At 37.0% G+C, this 20,913-nt stretch carries 20 protein-coding genes; 12 read left to right on the forward strand and 8 right to left on the reverse strand.

The features are described from left to right. The first annotated feature begins 172 nt into the window (after positions 1–172). Together Q1A47_RS14560 and Q1A47_RS14565 are read left to right on the forward strand one after the other, a co-directional pair. Complete coding sequence (locus Q1A47_RS14560; RefSeq protein ID WP_166530793.1) at positions 173–1,264, forward strand: metallophosphoesterase; 1,092 nt, start codon at positions 173–175, stop codon at positions 1,262–1,264. A 136-nt stretch (positions 1,265–1,400) separates the two neighbouring features. After that, complete coding sequence (locus tag Q1A47_RS14565; RefSeq protein WP_166530792.1) at positions 1,401–1,844, forward strand: GNAT family N-acetyltransferase; 444 nt, start codon at positions 1,401–1,403, stop codon at positions 1,842–1,844. Between the two features lie 91 nt (positions 1,845–1,935). Here the strand turns inward: Q1A47_RS14565 and Q1A47_RS14570 are convergent, their stop codons facing one another. The 3 genes from Q1A47_RS14570 to Q1A47_RS14580 all read right to left on the reverse strand — a co-directional run bounded on the left by Q1A47_RS14570 (position 1,936) and on the right by Q1A47_RS14580 (position 3,739). Then, positions 1,936–2,910, reverse strand: a complete 975-nt coding sequence (locus Q1A47_RS14570; protein ID WP_166530791.1) for a serine protease — start codon at positions 2,908–2,910, stop codon at positions 1,936–1,938. 332 nt (positions 2,911–3,242) lie between these two features. Then, positions 3,243–3,437 carry a hypothetical protein gene (locus Q1A47_RS14575; protein WP_299632409.1) on the reverse strand — a complete coding sequence of 65 codons (195 nt, stop codon included), beginning with the start codon at positions 3,435–3,437 and terminating at the stop codon, positions 3,243–3,245. 50 nt (positions 3,438–3,487) lie between these two features. Continuing rightward, a complete protein-coding gene (locus Q1A47_RS14580; protein WP_026679980.1) occupies positions 3,488–3,739 on the reverse strand; it encodes a hypothetical protein in 252 nt (83 codons plus the stop codon). A gap of 545 nt (positions 3,740–4,284) precedes the next feature. Here Q1A47_RS14580 and hflX point away from each other — a divergent pair. Beyond that, positions 4,285–5,580, forward strand: coding sequence for a GTPase HflX (hflX, locus tag Q1A47_RS14585; RefSeq protein WP_166530790.1), 1,296 nt, complete (start codon positions 4,285–4,287; stop codon positions 5,578–5,580). A gap of 376 nt (positions 5,581–5,956) precedes the next feature. Here hflX and Q1A47_RS14590 read toward each other — a convergent pair whose 3' ends face one another. Both Q1A47_RS14590 and Q1A47_RS14595 read right to left on the reverse strand, forming a co-directional pair. After that, positions 5,957–6,388 (reverse strand): Rrf2 family transcriptional regulator, encoded by a 432-nt coding sequence (locus Q1A47_RS14590; RefSeq protein ID WP_166530789.1) that lies wholly within the window; start codon positions 6,386–6,388, stop codon positions 5,957–5,959. Positions 6,389–6,743: 355 nt separating this feature from the next. Next, positions 6,744–7,160, reverse strand: a complete 417-nt coding sequence (locus Q1A47_RS14595; RefSeq protein ID WP_166530788.1) for an Lrp/AsnC family transcriptional regulator — start codon at positions 7,158–7,160, stop codon at positions 6,744–6,746. A 141-nt stretch (positions 7,161–7,301) separates the two neighbouring features. Here Q1A47_RS14595 and Q1A47_RS14600 point away from each other — a divergent pair, with 141 nt between their 5' ends. From Q1A47_RS14600 to Q1A47_RS14610, 3 genes are all read left to right on the forward strand, one after another. After that, positions 7,302–7,883, forward strand: coding sequence for a DJ-1/PfpI family protein (locus tag Q1A47_RS14600; RefSeq protein WP_166530787.1), 582 nt, complete (start codon positions 7,302–7,304; stop codon positions 7,881–7,883). Positions 7,884–8,713: 830 nt separating this feature from the next. Continuing rightward, entirely contained in the window at positions 8,714–9,613 is a 900-nt protein-coding gene (locus Q1A47_RS14605) for an NAD(P)/FAD-dependent oxidoreductase (RefSeq protein ID WP_166530786.1), read from the forward strand. A 179-nt stretch (positions 9,614–9,792) separates the two neighbouring features. Next, positions 9,793–10,377 (forward strand): class I SAM-dependent methyltransferase, encoded by a 585-nt coding sequence (locus Q1A47_RS14610; RefSeq protein ID WP_166530785.1) that lies wholly within the window; start codon positions 9,793–9,795, stop codon positions 10,375–10,377. A 280-nt stretch (positions 10,378–10,657) separates the two neighbouring features. On the opposite strand, the gene Q1A47_RS14615 is transcribed toward Q1A47_RS14610, so the two are convergent. The 3 genes from Q1A47_RS14615 to Q1A47_RS14625 form a co-directional block, all read right to left on the reverse strand. Continuing rightward, complete coding sequence (locus tag Q1A47_RS14615; protein WP_166530784.1) at positions 10,658–11,545, reverse strand: RNA polymerase sigma-70 factor; 888 nt, start codon at positions 11,543–11,545, stop codon at positions 10,658–10,660. Then, positions 11,535–12,830 carry an NAD(P)/FAD-dependent oxidoreductase gene (locus tag Q1A47_RS14620; protein ID WP_166530783.1) on the reverse strand — a complete coding sequence of 432 codons (1,296 nt, stop codon included), beginning with the start codon at positions 12,828–12,830 and terminating at the stop codon, positions 11,535–11,537. Before Q1A47_RS14620 ends, Q1A47_RS14615 begins: the two co-directional genes overlap by 11 nt. A gap of 408 nt (positions 12,831–13,238) precedes the next feature. Continuing rightward, positions 13,239–14,108 (reverse strand): LysR family transcriptional regulator, encoded by an 870-nt coding sequence (locus Q1A47_RS14625; protein WP_026679971.1) that lies wholly within the window; start codon positions 14,106–14,108, stop codon positions 13,239–13,241. 163 nt (positions 14,109–14,271) lie between these two features. Here Q1A47_RS14625 and mmgD point away from each other — a divergent pair, with 163 nt between their 5' ends. The 6 genes from mmgD (at position 14,272) to Q1A47_RS14655 (ending at position 20,610) form a co-directional block, all read left to right on the forward strand. Next, positions 14,272–15,378 carry a citrate synthase gene (gene mmgD, locus Q1A47_RS14630; RefSeq protein ID WP_121604691.1) on the forward strand — a complete coding sequence of 369 codons (1,107 nt, stop codon included), beginning with the start codon at positions 14,272–14,274 and terminating at the stop codon, positions 15,376–15,378. 50 nt (positions 15,379–15,428) lie between these two features. After that, the gene (prpD, locus tag Q1A47_RS14635) at positions 15,429–16,865 is read left to right on the forward strand and encodes a 2-methylcitrate dehydratase (RefSeq protein ID WP_166530782.1); all 1,437 of its coding nucleotides are present in this window, start codon (positions 15,429–15,431) and stop codon (positions 16,863–16,865) included. 17 nt (positions 16,866–16,882) lie between these two features. After that, positions 16,883–17,785 (forward strand): methylisocitrate lyase, encoded by a 903-nt coding sequence (gene prpB, locus Q1A47_RS14640; protein ID WP_166530781.1) that lies wholly within the window; start codon positions 16,883–16,885, stop codon positions 17,783–17,785. A 545-nt stretch (positions 17,786–18,330) separates the two neighbouring features. Then, on the forward strand, positions 18,331–19,146 hold the full coding sequence (locus tag Q1A47_RS14645) for a glutamine ABC transporter substrate-binding protein (RefSeq protein ID WP_166530780.1): 816 nt from the start codon (positions 18,331–18,333) through the stop codon (positions 19,144–19,146). An 82-nt stretch (positions 19,147–19,228) separates the two neighbouring features. After that, on the forward strand, positions 19,229–19,891 hold the full coding sequence (locus Q1A47_RS14650) for an amino acid ABC transporter permease (protein WP_026679966.1): 663 nt from the start codon (positions 19,229–19,231) through the stop codon (positions 19,889–19,891). Continuing rightward, positions 19,888–20,610, forward strand: coding sequence for an amino acid ABC transporter ATP-binding protein (locus Q1A47_RS14655; protein WP_121604693.1), 723 nt, complete (start codon positions 19,888–19,890; stop codon positions 20,608–20,610). Before Q1A47_RS14650 ends, Q1A47_RS14655 begins: the two co-directional genes overlap by 4 nt. The last annotated feature ends 303 nt before the right edge of the window (positions 20,611–20,913 follow it).

The raw sequence follows: 20,913 nt of genomic DNA on the forward strand, positions 1-20,913 counted from the left end.
AAAAAAGTAAAAAAAGTGATACGCCCTAAATTGGCGTACCACTTTTTTCAGTTACTGGGTTTTGTCCCAGCCCCATTCTTTTTTTGCAGATGCTTGCTACATAGAATATGATACACTAATGATAAATCAAAATACAAAAACCTGTGATTAGCTAGAATAGGGGATTACAAAAATGATGAATGCAAGCAAGTTAGCACTCGATAAAAATAGGAGAATGATCGTTATATCAGATATTCACGGGAATTTACAGTTGTTGCAGAAATTATTAGATAAAATAGCATATACGCCAGAAGATTATCTGTTTATTAATGGAGATATGTGTGAAAAGGGAGCAGACAGTCTAGGCGTAATCGATTTTCTCACTTCCTTAACGGCTCAATTGGAACGTGTATATGTAACAAAAGGTAATTGTGATATATTAATAAACTATGTATTTAATGAAGTCGAAGGCATTAAAAATTATATGAAGAAGCAACCAAATTCAATCTTAAACGAAATGCTGAAAAAACAAGATAAATCACTAGCTGATTTTCATAGTCTTAAGGATCTGAGTAAATTTTATCGTACGCATTATAAAAATGAAATTGATTGGTTAGAAGCTCTTCCCATCGCTTATGAAACAGAGCATTTTATCATTATTCATGCTGGGATTGAGGATATTCCCAATTGGCAGTCTACGACTATAGAAAATGCTTTGTCTATGCCTGCTTTTTATGAAAAGGGACACCGTGCGGATAAAACAGTTATTGTTGGACATTGGCCAGTCGTGAATTACACAACGCAATCGATATGTTCAAATAATCCATTAATTGATTTAGATAAACGAATCATAGCTATTGATGGTGGGAATCAAATTAAACGCGAAGGACAGCTTAATGCTTTAGTGGTGGATGGAGAGCAAATTTCTTTTACATTTGTAGATGAACTACAAGAAATGGCAATGATTCAACAATCTCATCAAGACACAACGGCTAGAGTAGGCACTGTTACATATCCGAATTATGAGCTTGAAATAATTAAAGAGGAGCCATTCTTTACACATTGCAAAAATATAGAACTTGGAATAACACAGTGGGTAAAGAATGAGTTCATTACGAGAAATAACAATCAACTAATAAGTAATAATGATATAAGTACAACTTTTTTATCTGTTCAGCAAGGTGAAATCATAAAGGTTATCAATAATGATTGTTCAGGCTATACCTTAATTAAAAACGATAATGGAGAAATTGGCTGGATACCGAAGCAATGTTTATATTCCTGAAACGGTAAAATGAAAAAGGTTGAGGTGGGGGGAACGGTGTTTGAAACACAGAAAAAACCGAACCCTGTTATCGAGGAAGTATAACCTTATAGGAATCCGCTATTGGTTATGAAAAACAATCGATATAAAAGGGATGGTGACTGTAATTACTAGCTTTCATGGTATAAAAGAAGAGCTGGAAGAATCTGAGGTACTAGAAATATTGAAGGAAAGTGTATACATGCCTACCCAGGAAAAGCTAGCCGCTAGAGTACGTCGATATATAAATGAACCTACGATACTAGCATTTGGCTATAGAGACGATCGGCGCATGGTGGGAGTCATTATTGTAAGCTATGATGAAGATACATGTCACGCAGTTATTAAAGATATAGCAGTTCGAGCAAATCTGCAAAAGTCTGGTATTGGCAGTACAATGATTGCTTACATGATGGAGGAATTAAAGCCGTCCATCATCACTGTAGAAACGGATGATGATGCTCTAGGCTTTTACCTCAAAAATGGTTTTGCAATTGTTAATCAGCAACAAAAATTTGCAAATATAACCAGATATAATTGCCACTATGATGTACGTAGTTAATTGGGGAAGATAGCTTAATACCTAAAGAAGTGGAACAAAAGTGTGTTCCACTTCTTTTATAGGAATATTCTTTTTTTGAAAATGTTATCGCTTAATCCATTAAATCAAACATATCCTTTACTGCTTGTGAATTTGGAGTTGCATATAAACGAGGTGTTCCAGAGGTAGATCTTCGTGATGTGACTGCGAAAACATATCCGAGGTCCTCATCTATGATTTCCCTTAACCATGGGCCACCACTTGCACCACCATTCATATCACAATTCATATAAGCATCACTACTAAACAGGCGTTTATATGTGTCACCATCACAAAAATATGGTCTTTCACCATCATACGGATCCTCTGCTGGCCAGCCGAAAATACGAACATTCTGTTGTTCTGGACTATAGCCATAAGAAAGACCATTTCCTCCGACTACATGGATTAGGTTTTCTCCGTTACTCGGTCTAACAGTAACAAATGCTTGATCATAACTAAAGTTACTATCGTTTATCCAACCATTGAAAGTGCGTGCCTCTTGCCAATTCCATAGTCCATACGGTAAATCCCCATCATAATAAGCTGGAGCAAAAGCAATATTAGAATGCCAACCTTCCCCACTTCCGCCATGAACACAGTGTCCAGCAGTAATGATAAGGTTCTCGGCATCGCTATTGATTGCTGAAGCGGAACATACATAATCATTTCCTTGATAGGAAAAAAATACTTTGCCAGCTGTCGAGGGAACGACTACATTTATAGTCGCATGCTTTGGTCCAACTGGATCGGATGCATTACCAGGTTTCTCGCTTTCAGTATTATCATATTCGTTTGGGGCTGGTTTGTTTTCTTTAGGAAGCTTTTCATCTGCAGGAGTAGCATTTTTCATTTTTTCCTCTGTCCAATATCCAGCAGGATCAATTTCTGTAGATTCTTGAGTAGATGGTAAATCAGGAGCCTTTTTTGATGTAGTGTCTTTTGAAGACGTTTCATTCGAATTAGCAAATATAGTTGTAGTTCCGAGGCAAAGAACAATCACGATGCTTGTGATAAGACAAAACAGCACCCACTTCAGATTCTTCATTTTTTCATCTCCTTTTATTTACTGTAACATGAAACAGAATAGTGTAGAATCCTATGTTGAATCTTTTTCTATCTTTGGTTTTATCCCACATATAACTGGTAGTAAAATCCCTGATTCAAGCAATAAAAAACAACTATTGTTACCTGCTAGTAAATGTCTGATTGGTTCAAAGGCCTTTAGGTCATACATTTGTGGTAAGAATCATTCGTGTGAGATAAACAAAACCCCCAAGGATTGAAATTTTACTTTATTAGATAGAATGGGACAACTTTTTTCATTTCACTAACTGTTTTTATTTCACACACTCTATACACTATGCAATATATATTGATTTAGAACAAAGAGTTTTTTACCATTCCAGGAAGAGATGGTATCATGTATAAATCTATCTCACATATAACTGGCAGCAAGCCCCCGCTCCAAGCAATATGGATAAGTGGTGGATCGACTGTCAGTAAATGTCCGATTGGTTCAAAGGCTTTTAGGTCATACCCTTGTGGTACGAACCATCCGTGTGGGATAAACAAAAACCCACACGGATTAAAGTTTCACTTTATTATTCACCATTTGTTTAGGATTAGCTCCTTCTTCTGTTAATTTTATCCAGTAATTTGATAACTTCAGATAGTCCGATAAAGATGAAGCCTATGACAATAGCAGGAATAACCCGCTGTACGAAATTCACCCAATCAATTGCATAATCACGTTTCCCGTTAGAATAGAAGGAAACGATGTGGTATGTATCTTTAAATGCCTGAAAACTTAAGAAAAAGCTGACTATAATACCTGTAGAAAATAACAGCACTCCTATCCAATTTTTTTGCTTCATGGTTACATCCTCCTTTGAGAGCTGCTTATAGTAATCGTACACAAATTGATAGTGATTTGTAAGTAGTTACTTTGTAAATGAAAATAGCTATTAAAATGTGGGACATCCAGAATATTTTGTAAACGCTTGAAGTATTTACATTTCATCTGTATAATAAAGTTAACTTAAATGAACGGAGGTTTTCCTTGTGTATATTATCAGACTACGTTTCCAAGCTTTGAACCGTTAACTGAATATGGTCAAAGACTCTGCTTGTGTGTGGAGTAAATGGAATGGGTCTGTCTATTTTTAAGGAAGCCTTTGTTATACGGTGTTTTTGCCAAAGAGGGAACGATTCAACCCTCTTTTTGTCGTATTAAAAAATAGTCAGTACATGCAAATTAAATAGCTTTCTTGACCTTGACTGTTCATACAATATTTACTATTGTGGGTGAATTGTATTTTTTGTGTGAAACGAGCCAATAAGGATTTATGCATTTTTTGATTCCATCCATTTACTTTTCCATCACAGGTAGAAGACCTGTGATTTTTAATTTTAAGAGAGAATGGAAGGGAATGTTAATATGAAAAAAGCAATTAATGTAGGTGTAGATATTAAAAATCAATCGGAGGGTTTTGCGTATTCTATGGAGGAATTAGCAGGACTGGCCGCTGCACGTCATATCGAAGTAGTGGGAGAGCTAACGCAGAAGTTAGCTCGTATTCATAAAGCGCATTATCTTGGGAAAGGAAAAATCGAAGAATTGCATGAACTGATCCAGAGGAAGGATGCAGAGGTGATTATTGTTAATGATGAGTTGACAGCATCTCAAATACGTGTTCTTGAGGAAAAGCTGGGAATAGTCGTTAGTGACCGTACGATGTTAATTCTAGATATTTTTGCAGAACGGGCCAAAACAAGAGAAGCACAGCTACAAGTGGAAGTGGCAAGACTTGAGTACATGCTCCCACGCCTAATTGGTCAGAATGAAGATTTAGGTAGACAAGGTGGCGGAGTGGGATTAAATAATAGAGGGTCTGGAGAAACAAAGCTTGAGCTTGACCGTCGTAAGATTGAAGAGAAAATTGCAGTATTAAATAAAGAGCTAGAGGAGTTAGTGGCTCAGCGAGGCATACAGCGGAGGAAGCGTCAACAAAGTGGTCTTCCAGTTGTGTCCTTAGTCGGCTATACGAACGCTGGAAAATCAACTATTATGAATGCTATGGTTGAACAGTTTAACCCCTCTTCAAATAAACAGGTTTTTGAAAAAGATATGCTATTTGCGACATTGGAAACATCGGTAAGGAAGATTCCTATGCCTGCTAACAAATCCTTTCTGCTGACAGATACAGTAGGTTTTGTTAGTAAACTCCCTCATCATTTGGTAAAGGCATTCCGTTCTACTTTAGAGGAAGTGGTAGAAGCTGATTTAATTATTCATGTCGTTGATTATTCCGAACCGAATCATGAAAATTTAATGGAGGTTACGAAGCAAACACTATTGAGCTTAGGTGTTGAAAACGTTCCGATTATTTATGCTTTAAATAAAGGAGATATAATCGACGTAGACATACCAGCAGTAGAGGAGAATAAGGTATATCTTTCAGCAAAGCAAAGGGTTGGTATTCATGAATTAATAGAAGTAATTAATCGGGAGATCTTTAAAGATTTAATCCAATGCGAGATGCTTATTCCATTTGATCAGGGGCAGGTCGTAGCAAATCTAAACGAACAGGCAAATGTGATCACTACGAACTATGAAGAAAATGGCACACGCTTAACAGTAGAATGTACGCAGGCTTATATCACGCGGTATCAGCAGTATATTATCTCGCAAAACGGTAATCCCGAACGTGTTTAAGAGAAACATATTAAGATTAAAGATGGGTAAAGTCATTTGACGATGACTTTACCTATTAATCGTAGGAAGTGGAGTAGGTTCTAGAGAACAACGAACTACGCTATCTATGGAAGTAACGCAGACTCCTTTGGTGAGATCCGATAGTGCTAGCAAGAGGAACGAACCAATCCTAAACCATAGTTAGAGCTTCCTAATTTCATTTATCGCGCATATAACTGGCAATAATACCCTCGACTTCAAGCAATAAAGTGAAACCAATATGGATAAGTGGGAGGTCGACTGCCAGTAAATGTCTAATCAATGGGTTCCGTTAACAATCGTCGGGATAAACAATATCCCCAATTGATTGAAGGTTTACTTTATTTATGGTGCAAAATTATTTATTAGCTCGTTCATTTATATAACGAACCATTTCATCATTTGCTTTATTGGCAATATCAATGAGGTACGTTTGGTCTAATTCGCTATTCATGTTTTGTTCTGCTTTCATCATCACATTTTCGATTAGACAATCTTCTTGATGATTTAACGAGCAATGAAATAGACTTGAATGACCTTCAATTGTTCTAATGACATCGAGAAATGAGATTTCGTTTTTTGGCTTAGAAATTTTATATCCACCATTGACACCTGGAGTTGACTCGATGAGCCCACCTTTAGCAAGCTTGGTTAAGATCTTCGAAAGATAGCTCGGAGAAAGCTTTTGTATTTCTGCTAAGGGCTGAACGCCGATTGTGCTACCCCTAGGTAAGAGGAGTAAATATACCATTGTGTGTAATGCATAATTTGTAGCCTTCGAATATTTCATTGTTTCCTCCTGTGCATATTGTAGTTATTATAGAGTTTCATTATCTACAAGTGATTTTAATCGTACCATTAAAATGGATGCTCCTCAACATGCACTATTCCAAATTTATGTCACATATAACTGGCGGTAAGCCTAATAAAGTCAAACCAATAAGGATAAGTGCGGGTTCGACTGCCAATAAATGTCTGATTGGTTCAAAGACCTTTAGGTCATACCCTTGTGGTACGAATAATCAGTGGAGAGATATACAAAACTCCAGCTGACTGGAGTTCCACTTTATTCTAAACATCTTTAAGATTTTAATGTTGTAGCCAAGCATTTGTTTATATAGAAAAGTAGGAATGTGTGTACCATCTTATAAAACTGAATTTTTTTGCTCAGACATTACAATATTTGTAGATGGTGTCCCATATGTCATAGATTGATCAATAAATTTTTCAAGGGTTTCTACTGATTGTGTTGCTACTTTAGCAATATAGCTGATTTCACCGGCAACTCGGTAGCATTCCAGTACATCAGGATGGTTGTAGCAAAATTGTGCCAGCCTCTTACAGTCGTTGGATTTAAATAATACAAGCGCAATAATGGAACGATTAAGCTTGTTTACATCAATCGATGTTTGATAGCCTTTAATAATTTGTTGATCTTCGAGTTTTTTAATGCGCTCAGCTACTGCAGGTGCAGATAGATGTACATGAGCAGCGACTTGTTTTGTGGTCATTTTTGCATTCTGCTCGAGCTGCTTTAAAATTTCATAATCGATGTGGTCCATAAATTCTCCTAATTATATAAAGTATTTAATTAAATTATCCACTAAAACAAAGGAAAATTCAACTAAATACCGTTCAATATCTATTTAAGTAGTCATGGAAATTAATTAAACTTAAGTGAAGAAATAAAGGAGGGACTTCTTATGAAAAAGGTATTATTATTACTTGCAGATGGCTTTGAGGCTTACGAAGCAAGTGTTTTTACAGATGTACTTGGTTGGAATCAATTAGAAGGTGATGGATCGACAGCCGTTACTTCAGTCGGGCTTCATCCAACGCTGCAAGCAACATGGAATTTTCAGGTTACACCAGAAAAGCTAGTTGAAGAAATTGATTTAACTGAATTTTATGCATTAGCAATTCCTGGAGGCTTTGAAGAAGCGAATTTTTATGTCGATGCTTTTAGTAAAACATTTCAAGAAATAATACAACATTTTAATGCACATCAAAAACCCATTGCCGCTATTTGTGTAGCTTCTTTAGCACTTGCGCATAGTGGGATTTTACACAATCGTCAGGCTACTACGTATAATTTTCCAACTAGCAAACGATTAGCGCAATTAGCTACATATGGTGTACAGGTATCCAAGGATCGAATTGTCGTTAATGAAAATATAATTACTTCATCTAATCCAGGAACTGCCATAGAGGTGGCGTTCATATTATTAGAGATGTTGACCTCTAAATCTAATGCAGCGAGAATTAAAGAACGAATGGGTTATTAATCTCTCCAGTATACAGAGAAACATATCTTTCGGAAACAGTGTATTAACATCAAGAAGCTTCTTTTCAGTTTAGGGCAGCGAATAATAGAAAACTTCTGCGGAAAAACGGGCGATTCCAGCCCCCACAGTGTGGTTTGCACGAGAAGACTTGGGCGTTCGCCTGCTCATATACAAAAATGCTTGTAGTAAACCAAGGGTTTATTTACAAGTTGAAGAGGCCGAGACAAAAGAACGAAGAAACAATAAAAAACGAAAAGATAATTTAGTTGAAATTAATTATCTTTTCGTTTTTTGATTAGAATCATTCCTTTAGCACCTGAAATAAGCGAAACTCCGGCGGGAACAGTACGAGTCCGAAGATTCACGTGGTAACGTGTTTTTCTTTACCAAGTTAGCTGTGGCCGTGCTCGTGGAAAGAGCTTTCTTTCCGGGGCACAGCTTTAGGTTCTTAGGAAAGCAAAGATCACTTTCTGCGAGATCTTCAACTGGACTTTTCCCGTAGGATAAGGAAGGCCTTGAGAAGCGATCTTCTTTGTCAAAAAGTCTACGTATTTTGACTGCACCTCGTATGAACATTTATTTTATTATTCGGCTTTGGGGATAACGATTTTAATTTCATCCTAGATGAAAAATTCGTTTGCGTTTCATTTAATGGCGTGCTAATATATAATACAAATTATAGATATTATATATCTAGAATAGATTTAATGGAGGGGGATAAAAGAAGCTGTGAACTACACAGCTAATGATCAGAAGAATTAAAGCTAAATTCGTAGCTATTTGTTTGTTGGTCAAGAAATAATCATAAAAAGGGAATGGGGATGATTTAGATGCTGTTAGACTGTATTGTTATCGGCGGAGGTCCAGCTGGGCTTAATGCCTCACTGATGCTTGGAAGGTCTAAGCGCAAAACGATTTTATTTGATGATAATAAACCGAGAAACGCCGTTACGAACGAGTCCCATGGCTTTATCACACGGGACGGTATTCATCCGTTAGAGTTCAAACAAATTGCACGAGAGGAATTAAGTAAGTATCCAAATGTTATCATCAAAAAACAACGTGTTTTACAGGTGGATAAAAATAAACAGGTATTCACAATCAAAGCAGATGACGGCGAGGTTTACAAAGCTAAAAAGATTATTTTAGCGACTGGACTGAAAGAAACCTTACCCAATATAGCTCAAGTAAATCAGTTTTATGGCACCAGTATATTTAGTTGTCCATTTTGTGATGGTTGGGAATTAAGGGATCGACCATTGGCTCTAATAGCTGAAAATAACAGAGCTTTCCATATGGCTAAAGTGGTCTTTAATTGGAGTAAAGATCTAATTGTATGTACAAATGGCAAGCAAATCCTTTCGGTGGAACAAAAAAATCAATTAAACAGCAAGGGCATTATCATATATGAGCAAGAAATTACCTCATTGCAAGGGGATCATGGGTATTTAAAAGGGATTACCTTTGCTGGTGGTGAGAGCATTACACGAGAAGGAGGATTTGTTACACCAGAATGGGAACAAGCGTCATCCATTGGTCGAGACTTAGACTGTGAATTCAACGATCAAGGAGGGATAAAAGTAGATCACTTTGGAAGAACAAATGTGGAAGGTGTATATGCAAGCGGGGACACGTTATTAGCTGGGGCAACTCAATTAATTATTGCTGCAGCAGAAGGTAGTAAAGCTGCATTAGGAGTCAATGCAGCGTTAATGGAAGAAGACTTCTAAAGCAGCATTGTCAGCAAATTTATTTCACATATAACTAGCAGTAATACCCCAAAGAGAAAGCAAAATTGGTAAGCGGGGGATAAACAAAAAACCAACTGGTTGACATTTCACTTTATAAGTTTTGTCAATATGGAATTGCTGAAGATTTTGTTTTCAGTGTTATATAAAGGAGGCTATGAATGAAGGAACACAAATGTAATTCGAAAGAAAAGGAAATTTTCACAAGAAAAATAGAATTTTTAGATGGATCTAAAAGGAGGGAGGACCTACCTCCAGAAAAGCTGTTGAATTTACTCCCAATGACGAGAACGGATACAATATTAGATTTAGGTGCAGGTACTGGATATTTAACAATTCCAGCAGCTAAAGCGGTTGACAGCCTTGTATACGCATTAGATAGAGATCCAAATATGTTAGAAATTATAAATACTAAAGCACAAAAGGAGAACCTTACAAATATTAAGGCTATGCAAGCGGACATTGATCATATTCGACTATCAAATGATTCTATAGGCATTGTCCTTGCTTCATTAGTATTACATGAGACGAAAACGATATCCAAAACGTTGCAGGAAATAAAACGTGTCCTTAAAGAATCTGGTTATTTTGTATGTGTTGAAATAGAGAAGCTAGATCATGTTAATGATGGTCCACCGAGAATTTCCTCATCAATAATGGAACAAGAAATAACAAATGCTGGAATGGATATAATACAAAAATTCTTTCCAACAGACTCTTTATATGTCTTTATTGCCAGGAAATAACCTGCTTATTTATTTTTTTGGATTGATTATAGATATTAAAGATATTTAAAGTCTTTAAATAATGACATGTCCGTTAAATCGTGTCGCGTATAATGGAAGAGTGATCATTAAGTATAAATGTTCGATAGATCTTTACACGCTGATAGTAATCTTAAAAAAATCTGCCCATGGGAAAGCTTGCTTCTAGGGCAGATTTTTGTATGGAGTTTGTAAAGTATTAGGTTTGCACGCTTTGGGAATAGAGTGATGCCTTTAGGTCATACCCTTGTAGTACTACCAATCAGCGGGTAAACAAAACCCCTGCGGATTGAAGTTTCAATTTATCAGGATTCATCGTTATATAAATTTCTTTAATTGTACGATGAAGAATATAGAAACTGACCGTACTATGAATGGTACCATTCATATAATTGATGAGAGAGGGCTGGCCATTAACGTTTCTGATTTCGTAGTAATAGTCTTCTGCGGTCTTTTTTCTTATACCAATTAAAAATGCTAAAACCTTCGTACGTGTTCGAATTGGACGAACAGCGGCTTTGACTTTCCCTCCACCATCTGAATACAAGGTAACTTTATCCGATACTAGCTCAAGCAGTTCACTCGTATTTTGTATGTGGAAGGCTTTGAGAAAACGGTTGACAACGTCTTTATTTCTCTCATAATGTAAGCTTTCGTTCTCTACAATTGAGATTTTTTGCTTTGAACGGCTATATAGTTTTCTGCAGTTATCCTCCGTCTTTTCTACGATGGTAGAAATCTCTCGATAAGAAAAGTCAAATACCTCACGCAATAGTAAAACGGCTCGTTCGTGAGGAGACAGCTGCTCCATCATTCGTAAATAAGCAATACTTAATCCTTCTTTTTGTAGTAGAGCTTCTGAGGGGTGATCGTGCATGTCACTAAAAAAGAATAAAGGCTCAGGGTTCCATGGCCCAATATACACTTCTCGTCTTTTTTTTGCAGATTTTAAAAAATCCAGACAACGGTTGGTCATCATTTTACAAAGATAAGCTTTTTTGTTTTCAATCTTCTGATCTTTGATTTGATAGGCACGTAGGAAGGTTTCCTGTACAATATCCTCCGTATCTACAACTGAACCTAGCATTCGGTAACCTAATGAAAATAACAAAGGTTGATAGAGTCGATACGCTTCATTATTAAGTTGCATGAGATGACCTTCCTTCTTTTTGCATAATTTCAATGGCTGCTTTTTTTCCGCTCTCAACAGCACCCTCTGATAGTATAGAATCTGGTGATGCCCAGTCACCAGCAATAAATAACCCGGAAATATGAGTTTCAGATTGGCAGAAATTTTTCCTTTCCCCAACTTGAGGTAGACGGTAATTTACGGTTATTTGCGGTAGAAACCTACGTGCCACTTCATATTCTTGCCAGCCTGGTTGTATTTTGTTTAAGAACGCTTCAAGGTTAGTTTGCTCTTGTCTCCCAAATATCCTTTCATCTGGATGATGGTATTTAAGAACGTGAAGGATTGTACACTGTCCACTTTGGGAAAGCCTAGCATATTTTGAATGAACAGAATAATAGTAGGGGGTTGTTATTCCCATAGCAAATAATTGTTTTGGCTTAGCGAGTTTCTCTAATGCAACATCTAAAGTTGCAGCTTTTACGGGTACGATTTCTTCTAGGAAATTTCTTTGGAGATAGGGGAATGATTCGGCTATTACGTTGTTTAAATTATCTGGTGCTCCTGTATAGAGTACGTGTTTCGTTTGAAGACAATCCCCATTGGACAGCGTTAACTGAAATTGATCAGATTTATTTTTGACAATTTGCTTCATGTTTGACTTTGTTTGGATTTCCACTCCTGAGATAACTGCTTGATTATGAAGTTGATCAATCATTGTTTGCCATCCGCCATCTAAATAAGTGACACCTCCTATAGCATACTGGATATGAGAGATAACAACATATGCGCTAACTTTATGAGGAGCATGGCAGTATGTTGCTAATCTGCCTATAATATAAAGTAATGAGCGGACTTTCTCTGAATTGGTAGATTGGTGAACCCATTCGTGGAAAGTCTTGGTGTCTAATTCATCACGGTTGGAATTTTTTATTTTTATCAATATAGACACCCATTCCTTGCGCTCTTTCCAATTCAAAAAAGTGGTCTTGAAGAGTCCAAGTGGGGAGAATGGCGCTACATATTTCGTATTATTTTCAATTAAGATACCACCTAGTTTTGGCGTGTTTCCTTCAAGCGTAATGTTTAATTCCTCTAATATAGTTCGGGCCATTCCTTTTTTATAAAGAGCATGAGGGCCTAAATTAAATAATTGATGATTGATTATATCTGTTCTTGCACGTCCTCCAACCTGCTTTGCTTTCTCTAACAGTAACACGTTCAAAGGTGTTTTAGCTAAAAAATTGGCCGCTACGTAGCCTGCTAATCCTCCTCCAACAATAACAACATCCCATTTTTGAACCATGAAATAACCTCCTATTATCTCTTTTTATCCCGCATATAACTGGCAGTAAGCCTTTACTTTCAAGCAATAAAGTGAAACCAATATGGATAAGTGTGGGAACAGCTGCCAGCTAAATGTCCGATTAGTTCTAGGGCCTTTAGGCCATACCCTTGTGGTACTAACCATTCGTAGGAGATAAAAAAATTCCCACGGATTGAAGTATCACCTTATAATTCAAGACGATAATGAAGAGATATTTGTGACAGAGAGTAATTTGTTGTTTTATTCGTAAGCGGATTAGAATGATACTGCGTAGTGACAAAAAACAGATTGATTTTAAGTGTTGCAATGTAATATGGTATGAATAAGTAGTATTTAAGTAATCCATTCAAATGCTTTTTAGCTACGATGTTTGATAGCTTATCTGACTTATAATGCCTTTACATCCAGTGTTTGAATAAAACGAACAAAGGCATGAACGATGTTCAACTGTAATGTATCCTCATGATAATACATCCATGTTTTTCGAGTGATTGCTTTACCTGAAGGATGCTGTAACGGTTTGATAATTAGTTCTGGGTAGGGGCGGACAACTAAATTAGCTAAAATCGCATAGCCTAATCCATTAATAATCATTTCTTTACATGTTTCGACTTGACTAACTTGAATATTTATATTTGGCGTTTGTTTGTAATTGCTATACCACCATTGATCTACAATGCTTCTCATTTTTTCATCTGTATAATAGTCAATTCGTGGTAAATCAGGGAGATCTTTCCATGTAAAATCCCATGGTGAGGCAATACAAATTTCTTCCTCATAAAGCAGGTCTTTGTTTTCGTTCCACACATAATCACCTTTGATAAAACCAATGTGGACATCATTATTGAGGATCAGCCGATGCATTTCGCTACTCCAGCCAGTGACTACTTGAAATTCAACATTCGGATAGCTTTGCTTAAATAATCGTAGTAATTTTGGCATTTTATTTAAAGCAAAAAAGTTAGAAACGCCAACTCTAATCGTACCAGCTACTTGTTCCTTCATATTATGTAGCCGCTCTTCAATTTTTCGCTGTTCATAAAGCATTTTCTTGGCATGCTGTGCTAATTGCTCCCCTTCAGGTGTAAAGGTGATTCCTCTTTGCTTTCGAATAATTAGTTGCACACCATAATAGTTTTCGAGTTTTTTTAATCGAGATGTTAGCGTAGGCTGTGATAAGAACAGGCGATGTGCCGCTTGAGTAATATTTTCTGTAGCATATAAGGTTGCAAGCATTTCCCAATCCTGTATTTTCATTTCAGAATCTCTCCTAATTTTATGCTTGATATAGAAAAAAATTATGGCTAATAATTAAAATTATATATTTTTCTAATTTTCATTTCAATTTTATAATAGAACTATAGAATATAATGAAATTACTGAACTATTAAACAATGAATTATCTTAAAGGAGGATGTATATGAGTACGAAAGAAAAGTATGTTCCGGGTTTAGATGGGGTAATAGCTTCAGAAACTGCTATTTCCTTCCTTGATACAGAACAGGAAAAAATAATTATTCGTGGCCATGAACTGATAGAACTATCTAAGAGTAATGATTACATTGATATTGTGCATCTCCTGCTTAATGGTACGCTTCCCGATTCAACAGAGAAGTTAGTATTGGAAAAGGAATTAACAACGAATTACGATATACCGACTGATGTGATGAAGCTATTAGCTTTATTACCAAAACAAACACATCCAATGGATGGATTACGGACAGGTTTGTCAGCGCTTTCTGGGTATGATGAGGATATAGAAAATCGGTCCCTAGAAGCAAATAAGCGTAGGGCATATGCGTTATTAGGTAATCTTCCTGCGATTACTGTAAATAGTTACCGGCTAATCCATGGCCAAGAAGCAGTTCAGCCGAACCAAGAGCTTTCGTATAGTGCTAACTTCTTGTATATGATTACAGGGGAAGAACCAGAAGCTTGGGAGGCAGAGATTTTTGATCGCTCGCTTCTATTATATAGTGAGCATGAAATGCCTAATTCAACATTTACTGCAAGGGTTATAGCCTCAACAAATTCTGATTTATATGGTGCATTGACTGGTGGCGTTGCTTCTTTGAAGGGAAATCTTCACGGAGGGGCAAATGAAGCAGTTATGTACATGTTAAATGAGGCAAAGTCTGTTGGAGAATTCGAAGAACTACTACAGAAAAAGCTGATGAAAAAAGAAAAGATTATGGGATTTGGACATCGAGTATATATGAAAAAAATGGACCCAAGAGCATTAGTAATGAAGGAATCTCTAAAACAGTTATGCGATAAAAAAGGGGATTCATTGCTACTTGAAATGTGTGAAGCTGGTGAGAAGGTAATGCGAGAAGAAAAAGGGCTATACCCTAATTTGGATTACTATGCTGCCCCAGTGTATTGGATGTTAGGAATACCTATAGGGTTATATACTCCGATTTTCTTTAGTGCGCGGACGGCTGGTTTAGCTGCACATGTTATTGAACAGCATAATAATAATCGTTTATTCCGTCCTCGTGTAAATTATATTGGAGAAAGTTATTAAGAAGGTTATCGATTAATACTAGCTATCAGTGAGAGAAAGGGAGAAAATTCATGTTGAAAGTTGATGAACAGAAGAAAACGGATGCACTTTTAGAGGAAATTGCTGAATATGTATTAAATAAAGAGATTACGAGCGAGGAAGCTTATTCAACCGCTCATTATGTATTTATTGATACGATTGGTTGTGGGATCCTTGCGTTAAACTACCCAGAATGCACCAAGCATTTAGGACCTATCGTACCTGGAACAGTTGTCCCAAATGGCACAAGGGTACCAGGAACCTCTCATGTTCTTGATCCGGTTCAAGGCGCATTCAATATTGGAACGATCATTCGTTGGTTAGATTATAATGATACATGGTTAGCAGCAGAATGGGGGCATCCTTCTGACAACTTAGGTGGAATACTTGCAGTTGCAGACTTTGTAAGTCAAGAGCGACTAGCTAAAGGACAGGAACCATTAAACGTTCATGATGTATTGGAAGCAATGATTAAAGCTCATGAAATTCAAGGCGTACTGGCATTAGAAAACAGCTTGAACCGCGTTGGACTTGACCACGTAATGTTTGTAAAGATTGCTACAACAGCGGTTGTCACGAAGATGCTTGGTGGAAATCGTGAAGAGATCATTAATGCATTATCTAATGCATGGATTGACAATTCAAGCTTACGTACTTATCGCCATGCGCCAAATACTGGTTCTCGGAAATCTTGGGCTGCAGGGGATGCAACCAGTCGAGCAGTTCGTCTAGCAATGATGGCTGTAAAGGGAGAAATGGGATATAAGACTGCTCTCAGTGCTCCTGGTTGGGGCTTTCAAGATGTGCTGTTTAATAAGCAAGAGCTAACTGTTAAACAACCATTCGATAGCTATGTGATGGAAAATGTATTATTTAAAGTATCGTATCCCGCTGAATTTCATGCCCAAACGGCGGCTGAAGCAGCTGTAAAGCTACATCCAGAAGTGAAGGGGCGCATCGACGAGATTGATCACATTACTATTACGACCCATGAATCTGCAATTCGTATAATTGACAAAAAAGGTTCTTTAAACAACCCGGCTGACCGTGACCATTGCCTTCAATATATAACTGCCATCGGTTTATTAAAAGGGAATATTGTTGCAGAAGACTATGAAGATGACGTTGCAGCTGATCCTCGAGTAGATATGTTACGTGAAAAAATGGTAGTTTCCGAGAACGAAAATTATTCTAAAGATTATTTAGATCCTAACAAGCGATCCATAGCAAATGCTGTTCAAGTACATTTTAAGGATGGAACTTCGACAGAACAAGTGGATTGTGAATACCCATTAGGACATCGTTTCCGTAGAGAAGAAGCGGTGCCAAAAATTCTCGAAAAATATGCCCAAAACATGGCAACACAATATGCTAGCAAGCAATTAAAGCAGATTGAAGCTGTGAGCTATGATTATAAAAAGCTTACTGCCATGAATGTTAATGAATTTATGGAATTATTGGTGAAGTAAGAAGGAGGACATCACGTATGGCATGGATTGTCGATCAACCAAAAACACAGATAGAACTTGCTAATCAATTCAAGGAATTGATGCAAGCAGAATCGATTTTACAAATTCCTGGAGCACATGATGCAATGGCAGCACTTGTTGCTAAAGATGCTGGCTTCTCTGCCTTATACTTATCAGGAGGAGCATATACAGCAAGTAAAGGATTACCTGATCTTGGTATGGTTACTTCCACAGAGATAGCGGATAGGGCACGAGACCTCATCCGTGCTACGAATTTACCTGTGCTCGTTGATATTGATACAGGATTTGGTGGTGTGTTGAATGTTGCGCGAACTGCACAAGAAATGTTTGAGGCAAATGTAGCTGCAGTTCAAATTGAAGATCAACAGTTACCCAAAAAGTGTGGTCATTTAAATGGAAAACAGCTAGTAACCAAGGAAGAAATGGAACAGAAAATACAAGCGATTAAAAAGGTAGCACCATCTTTAGTAATTGTTGCAAGGACAGATGCGCGAGCAAATGAAGGATTGGATGCAGCAATTAAAAGAGCAGAGGCTTATATTCATGCAGGTGCAGATGCGATTTTCCCTGAGGCACTACAAACAGATGAAGAATTCCGCTTGTTTGCTGAAAGAATAAGTGTACCTTTATTAGCGAATATGACCGAGTTTGGGAAAACGCCTTATATAACAGCTGATGAGTTTCAGCGTATGGGCTTTAAGATGGTGATATATCCAGTTACTTCTTTAAGGGTGGCAGCAAAGGCATATGAACGTATCTTTCAATTAATTAAAGAAGAAGGAACACAAAAAGATGGTGTGAACGACATGCAAACAAGAAAGGAATTATATGAAACCATTTCATATCATGACTTTGAAGATTTAGATAAGAAAATCGCTAAAACTGTATTAGGAGAATAATGAAACAATAGAAAAGGCTATTTGACGTGTAATAATTACTCGTTGGATAGCCTTTCATTTTTAAAATATTGTATAGCTTATATGGGTAAATATAGGTTCTGTAATTATATAAAGCAATAGAGAATGATAGCTCGTCATACAAACACTAAGGGGATTTATCCCACATATAACTGGCAGTAATCCCCCCATTTTCAGCAATAAAATGAAGCCAATATGGGTAAGTGTCAATGGACTGCCAGTAAATATCCGATTGGTTCAAAGGCCTTTAGGTCATACCTTTGTGGTACGAACAATCAGTATGGGATAAGCAAACCACTAACTGATTGAAGTTTTACTTTATATACGTAGGTATGAATTTTTTAATGTATTGCAGTATTTGCAAGCTATTTCTACTATACATACGCATTTTCTGACTATTATCACGAGATGTTACATGAGGCGATTTCTTTCGACGTTATCCCTAAATTTAGAATTTTTTAAAAAATATTATCTTTGATACTATGAATAAGTGGCAGTCATTTTTTACTAACTGAGGGGGATTATTCATGAATAGTAGCAGACTGAAGCAACTTAGCATCCTTTTCGTAATGCTAGGGATTATTAGTTTATTAGTAGCCTGTGGCTCTTCTGAAGGAGATGCAGAAAAAGAAGGCGATAGTTCTAAAAATGCTGATGAGAGTGGTTTAAAAGATATATATACAGTAGCAAGTGATACTTCGTTCGTGCCATTTGAATTTAAGGAAGATGGTGAATATGTAGGTTTTGATATTGAACTAATTAAGGCAATTGCTGATGAAGTTGGATTTGAAATAGAATTAGAGACAACCAATTTCGATGGTATTATCCCTGGTCTACAAACTGGTTCCTTTGATATTGCAGTCGCTGGTATTAGTATAAAGGAAGACCGAAAAAAGAAGGTTGACTTTAGTGATCCATACTATCAGTCAGGTTTAGCAATTGGGGTCAGCAGTGATAATGATTCCATAAAAAGTATGGAAGACCTTGAGGGGAAAACTATAGCAACTAGACTTGGTTCTACTAGTGCTACGTATATTAATGAAAATATTAAAAATGCGAAGGCAAGTCAATTTGAACAGTTAGACCAAGCATATTTGGCGGTAGAAAATGGTAGTGCGGATGCTATTTTATATGATGCACCAAATGTTAATTATTATATCAAGACAAAGGGAGATAACCTAAAGGTTGTAGGTGATCTTTACCAAGCAGAAGATTATGGTATAGCTATTTCTAAAGGACAGGGAGAGTTAGTTACAGCGATTAATGATGCACTTGCAACGCTGAAGGAAAATGGGAAATACGATGAAATTTATGAAAAATGGTTCGGTAAAAAGCCAGAATAACTAAACAAAGAAGTAGAGAAAAACTAAGGCTTATACTTCGCTGTAGGTCTTAGTTTTTCTCTGACAGTGAGGTGAGACGAAGGTGGCAGTTGAATTTAATTGGCTTCAAGTAATCGACTTTCTCCCGGAATTAGTTACAGGGTTATATTATACATTATTGATTTCTGTTGTTGGCTTAGCCATTGGTTTTATATTGGGTGGGGTATTCGGTCTAGGTAGAATAGCTAATAATAAGGTTATAAAGGGGATATCTACTGTATATGTGGAAATCATTCGAGGTACGCCGGTATTAGTACAGGCTATTTGGATTTATTTTGCGCTTCCACTAATTATCGGATTTGAAATTGAATCTATCATTGCCGGTATTATTGTAATTGCCCTAAATTCAGGTGCATATATTGCAGAAATTGTCAGAGGTGCTGTGCAATCAATTGATAGAGGGCAGGCAGAGGCAGGACGTTCTCTCGGCTTAAATCATAGTCAAACAATGCGTTATATTATCTGGCCTCAGGCTTTCAAACGAATGATCCCACCATTAGGAAACCAATTTATTATTAGTATAAAGGATACGTCGCTCCTATCCGTCATTCTAGTTCCAGAATTAATTTTTCAAGGGAGACTGATCGCTGCGAATCATTTTAATGCCGTAGAGATATACACTACAGTTGCTGTATTTTATCTTGCTATTACACTTACATTATCCTTTATTCTAAGAGTCATTGAAAGGAGACTAGATATTCAATGATTGAGGTAAAAGATTTGCATAAAAGCTTTGGCAAAAACAAAGTATTAAAAGGGATCAATTGTGAAATCCAACCATCTGAGGTCGTCTGTGTAATTGGACCAAGTGGATCAGGAAAAAGCACCTTCCTTCGTTGTCTAAATATGCTTGAGTCAATAACGAAAGGGGACGTTATCGTTGATGGTAACCACTTAAATGACCCAAAGGTAAACATAAATCTGGTACGTACGGAAGTAGGAATGGTTTTCCAGCAATTTAATCTATTCCCTCATAAAAAAGTTATTGAGAACTTAATGCTTGCTCCTTGTAAAGTACGGCATTTAAGTACAAAAGAAGCAAGGAATCGAGCAATGAAGCTATTAGAGAAGGTTGGTTTAGCTGATAAGGCTGACCAATATCCACAGCAGTTATCTGGTGGGCAGCAACAGCGGGTTGCGATTGCTCGGGCACTAGCAATGGAGCCAAAAATGATGCTATTTGACGAACCAACTTCTGCATTAGACCCTGAATTGGTGGGAGAAGTACTAGAAGTTATGAAACAACTTGCTAAAGAAGGAATGACGATGTTCGTCGTAACACATGAAATGGGATTCGCTAGAGAAGTTGGTGATCGTGTTATCTTTATGGATGATGGTGTTATTGTCGAAGAAGGAGAACCAGACCAAATCTTTACCAATCCTCAATCTGATCGAACGAAGGAATTTTTAAATAAAATATTGTAGCATGAAAAACGTATTGAGTATTACTCAGTACGTTTTTCTCGTAGTCTAGGAAAAATTATAAAATTATCCCATGTAGATAAATATGAGCGTGTAAAGCCGCGTCAAGCGCAAGCGCCCAGAAGCTAGGCGACTTCACAGATCGCCCTAAGCTAAATCATCATCGGCTCGCAAGCTCGCCGTGCTTCCTTTATCTTCGTTGACTCGCTCCAGTCGCTCCGTTTCTAATCTTGCGCTTTTGTTCTAAGTTAAGAAAGTATAAAATCAGTGCAATGACTGCGTTAAGCCAAGTAGTTATTTTGAAAT

The organism is uncultured Virgibacillus sp., from assembly GCF_947495635.1.
Taxonomy (GTDB): domain Bacteria; phylum Bacillota; class Bacilli; order Bacillales; family Amphibacillaceae; genus Virgibacillus; species Virgibacillus salarius.

Excerpts from the sequence above, each read along its gene's own strand:
- Q1A47_RS14590 (WP_166530789.1), bottom strand. The coding sequence starts at position 6,388 with ATGAAATATTCGAAGGCTACAAATTATGCATTACACACAATGGTATAT.
- Q1A47_RS14655 (WP_121604693.1), top strand. The coding sequence starts at position 19,888 with ATGATTGAGGTAAAAGATTTGCATAAAAGCTTTGGCAAAAACAAAGTA.
- Q1A47_RS14645 (WP_166530780.1), top strand. The coding sequence starts at position 18,331 with ATGAATAGTAGCAGACTGAAGCAACTTAGCATCCTTTTCGTAATGCTA.
- Q1A47_RS14610 (WP_166530785.1), top strand. The coding sequence starts at position 9,793 with ATGAAGGAACACAAATGTAATTCGAAAGAAAAGGAAATTTTCACAAGA.
- prpD (WP_166530782.1), top strand. The coding sequence starts at position 15,429 with ATGTTGAAAGTTGATGAACAGAAGAAAACGGATGCACTTTTAGAGGAA.
- Q1A47_RS14600 (WP_166530787.1), top strand. The coding sequence starts at position 7,302 with ATGAAAAAGGTATTATTATTACTTGCAGATGGCTTTGAGGCTTACGAA.
- Q1A47_RS14580 (WP_026679980.1), bottom strand. The coding sequence starts at position 3,739 with ATGAAGCAAAAAAATTGGATAGGAGTGCTGTTATTTTCTACAGGTATT.
- Q1A47_RS14560 (WP_166530793.1), top strand. The coding sequence starts at position 173 with ATGATGAATGCAAGCAAGTTAGCACTCGATAAAAATAGGAGAATGATC.
- Q1A47_RS14615 (WP_166530784.1), bottom strand. The coding sequence starts at position 11,545 with ATGCAACTTAATAATGAAGCGTATCGACTCTATCAACCTTTGTTATTT.
- Q1A47_RS14605 (WP_166530786.1), top strand. The coding sequence starts at position 8,714 with ATGCTGTTAGACTGTATTGTTATCGGCGGAGGTCCAGCTGGGCTTAAT.
- Q1A47_RS14620 (WP_166530783.1), bottom strand. The coding sequence starts at position 12,830 with ATGGTTCAAAAATGGGATGTTGTTATTGTTGGAGGAGGATTAGCAGGC.
- Q1A47_RS14595 (WP_166530788.1), bottom strand. The coding sequence starts at position 7,160 with ATGGACCACATCGATTATGAAATTTTAAAGCAGCTCGAGCAGAATGCA.
- mmgD (WP_121604691.1), top strand. The coding sequence starts at position 14,272 with ATGAGTACGAAAGAAAAGTATGTTCCGGGTTTAGATGGGGTAATAGCT.
- prpB (WP_166530781.1), top strand. The coding sequence starts at position 16,883 with ATGGCATGGATTGTCGATCAACCAAAAACACAGATAGAACTTGCTAAT.
- hflX (WP_166530790.1), top strand. The coding sequence starts at position 4,285 with ATGGAAGGGAATGTTAATATGAAAAAAGCAATTAATGTAGGTGTAGAT.
- Q1A47_RS14625 (WP_026679971.1), bottom strand. The coding sequence starts at position 14,108 with ATGAAAATACAGGATTGGGAAATGCTTGCAACCTTATATGCTACAGAA.
- Q1A47_RS14570 (WP_166530791.1), bottom strand. The coding sequence starts at position 2,910 with ATGAAGAATCTGAAGTGGGTGCTGTTTTGTCTTATCACAAGCATCGTG.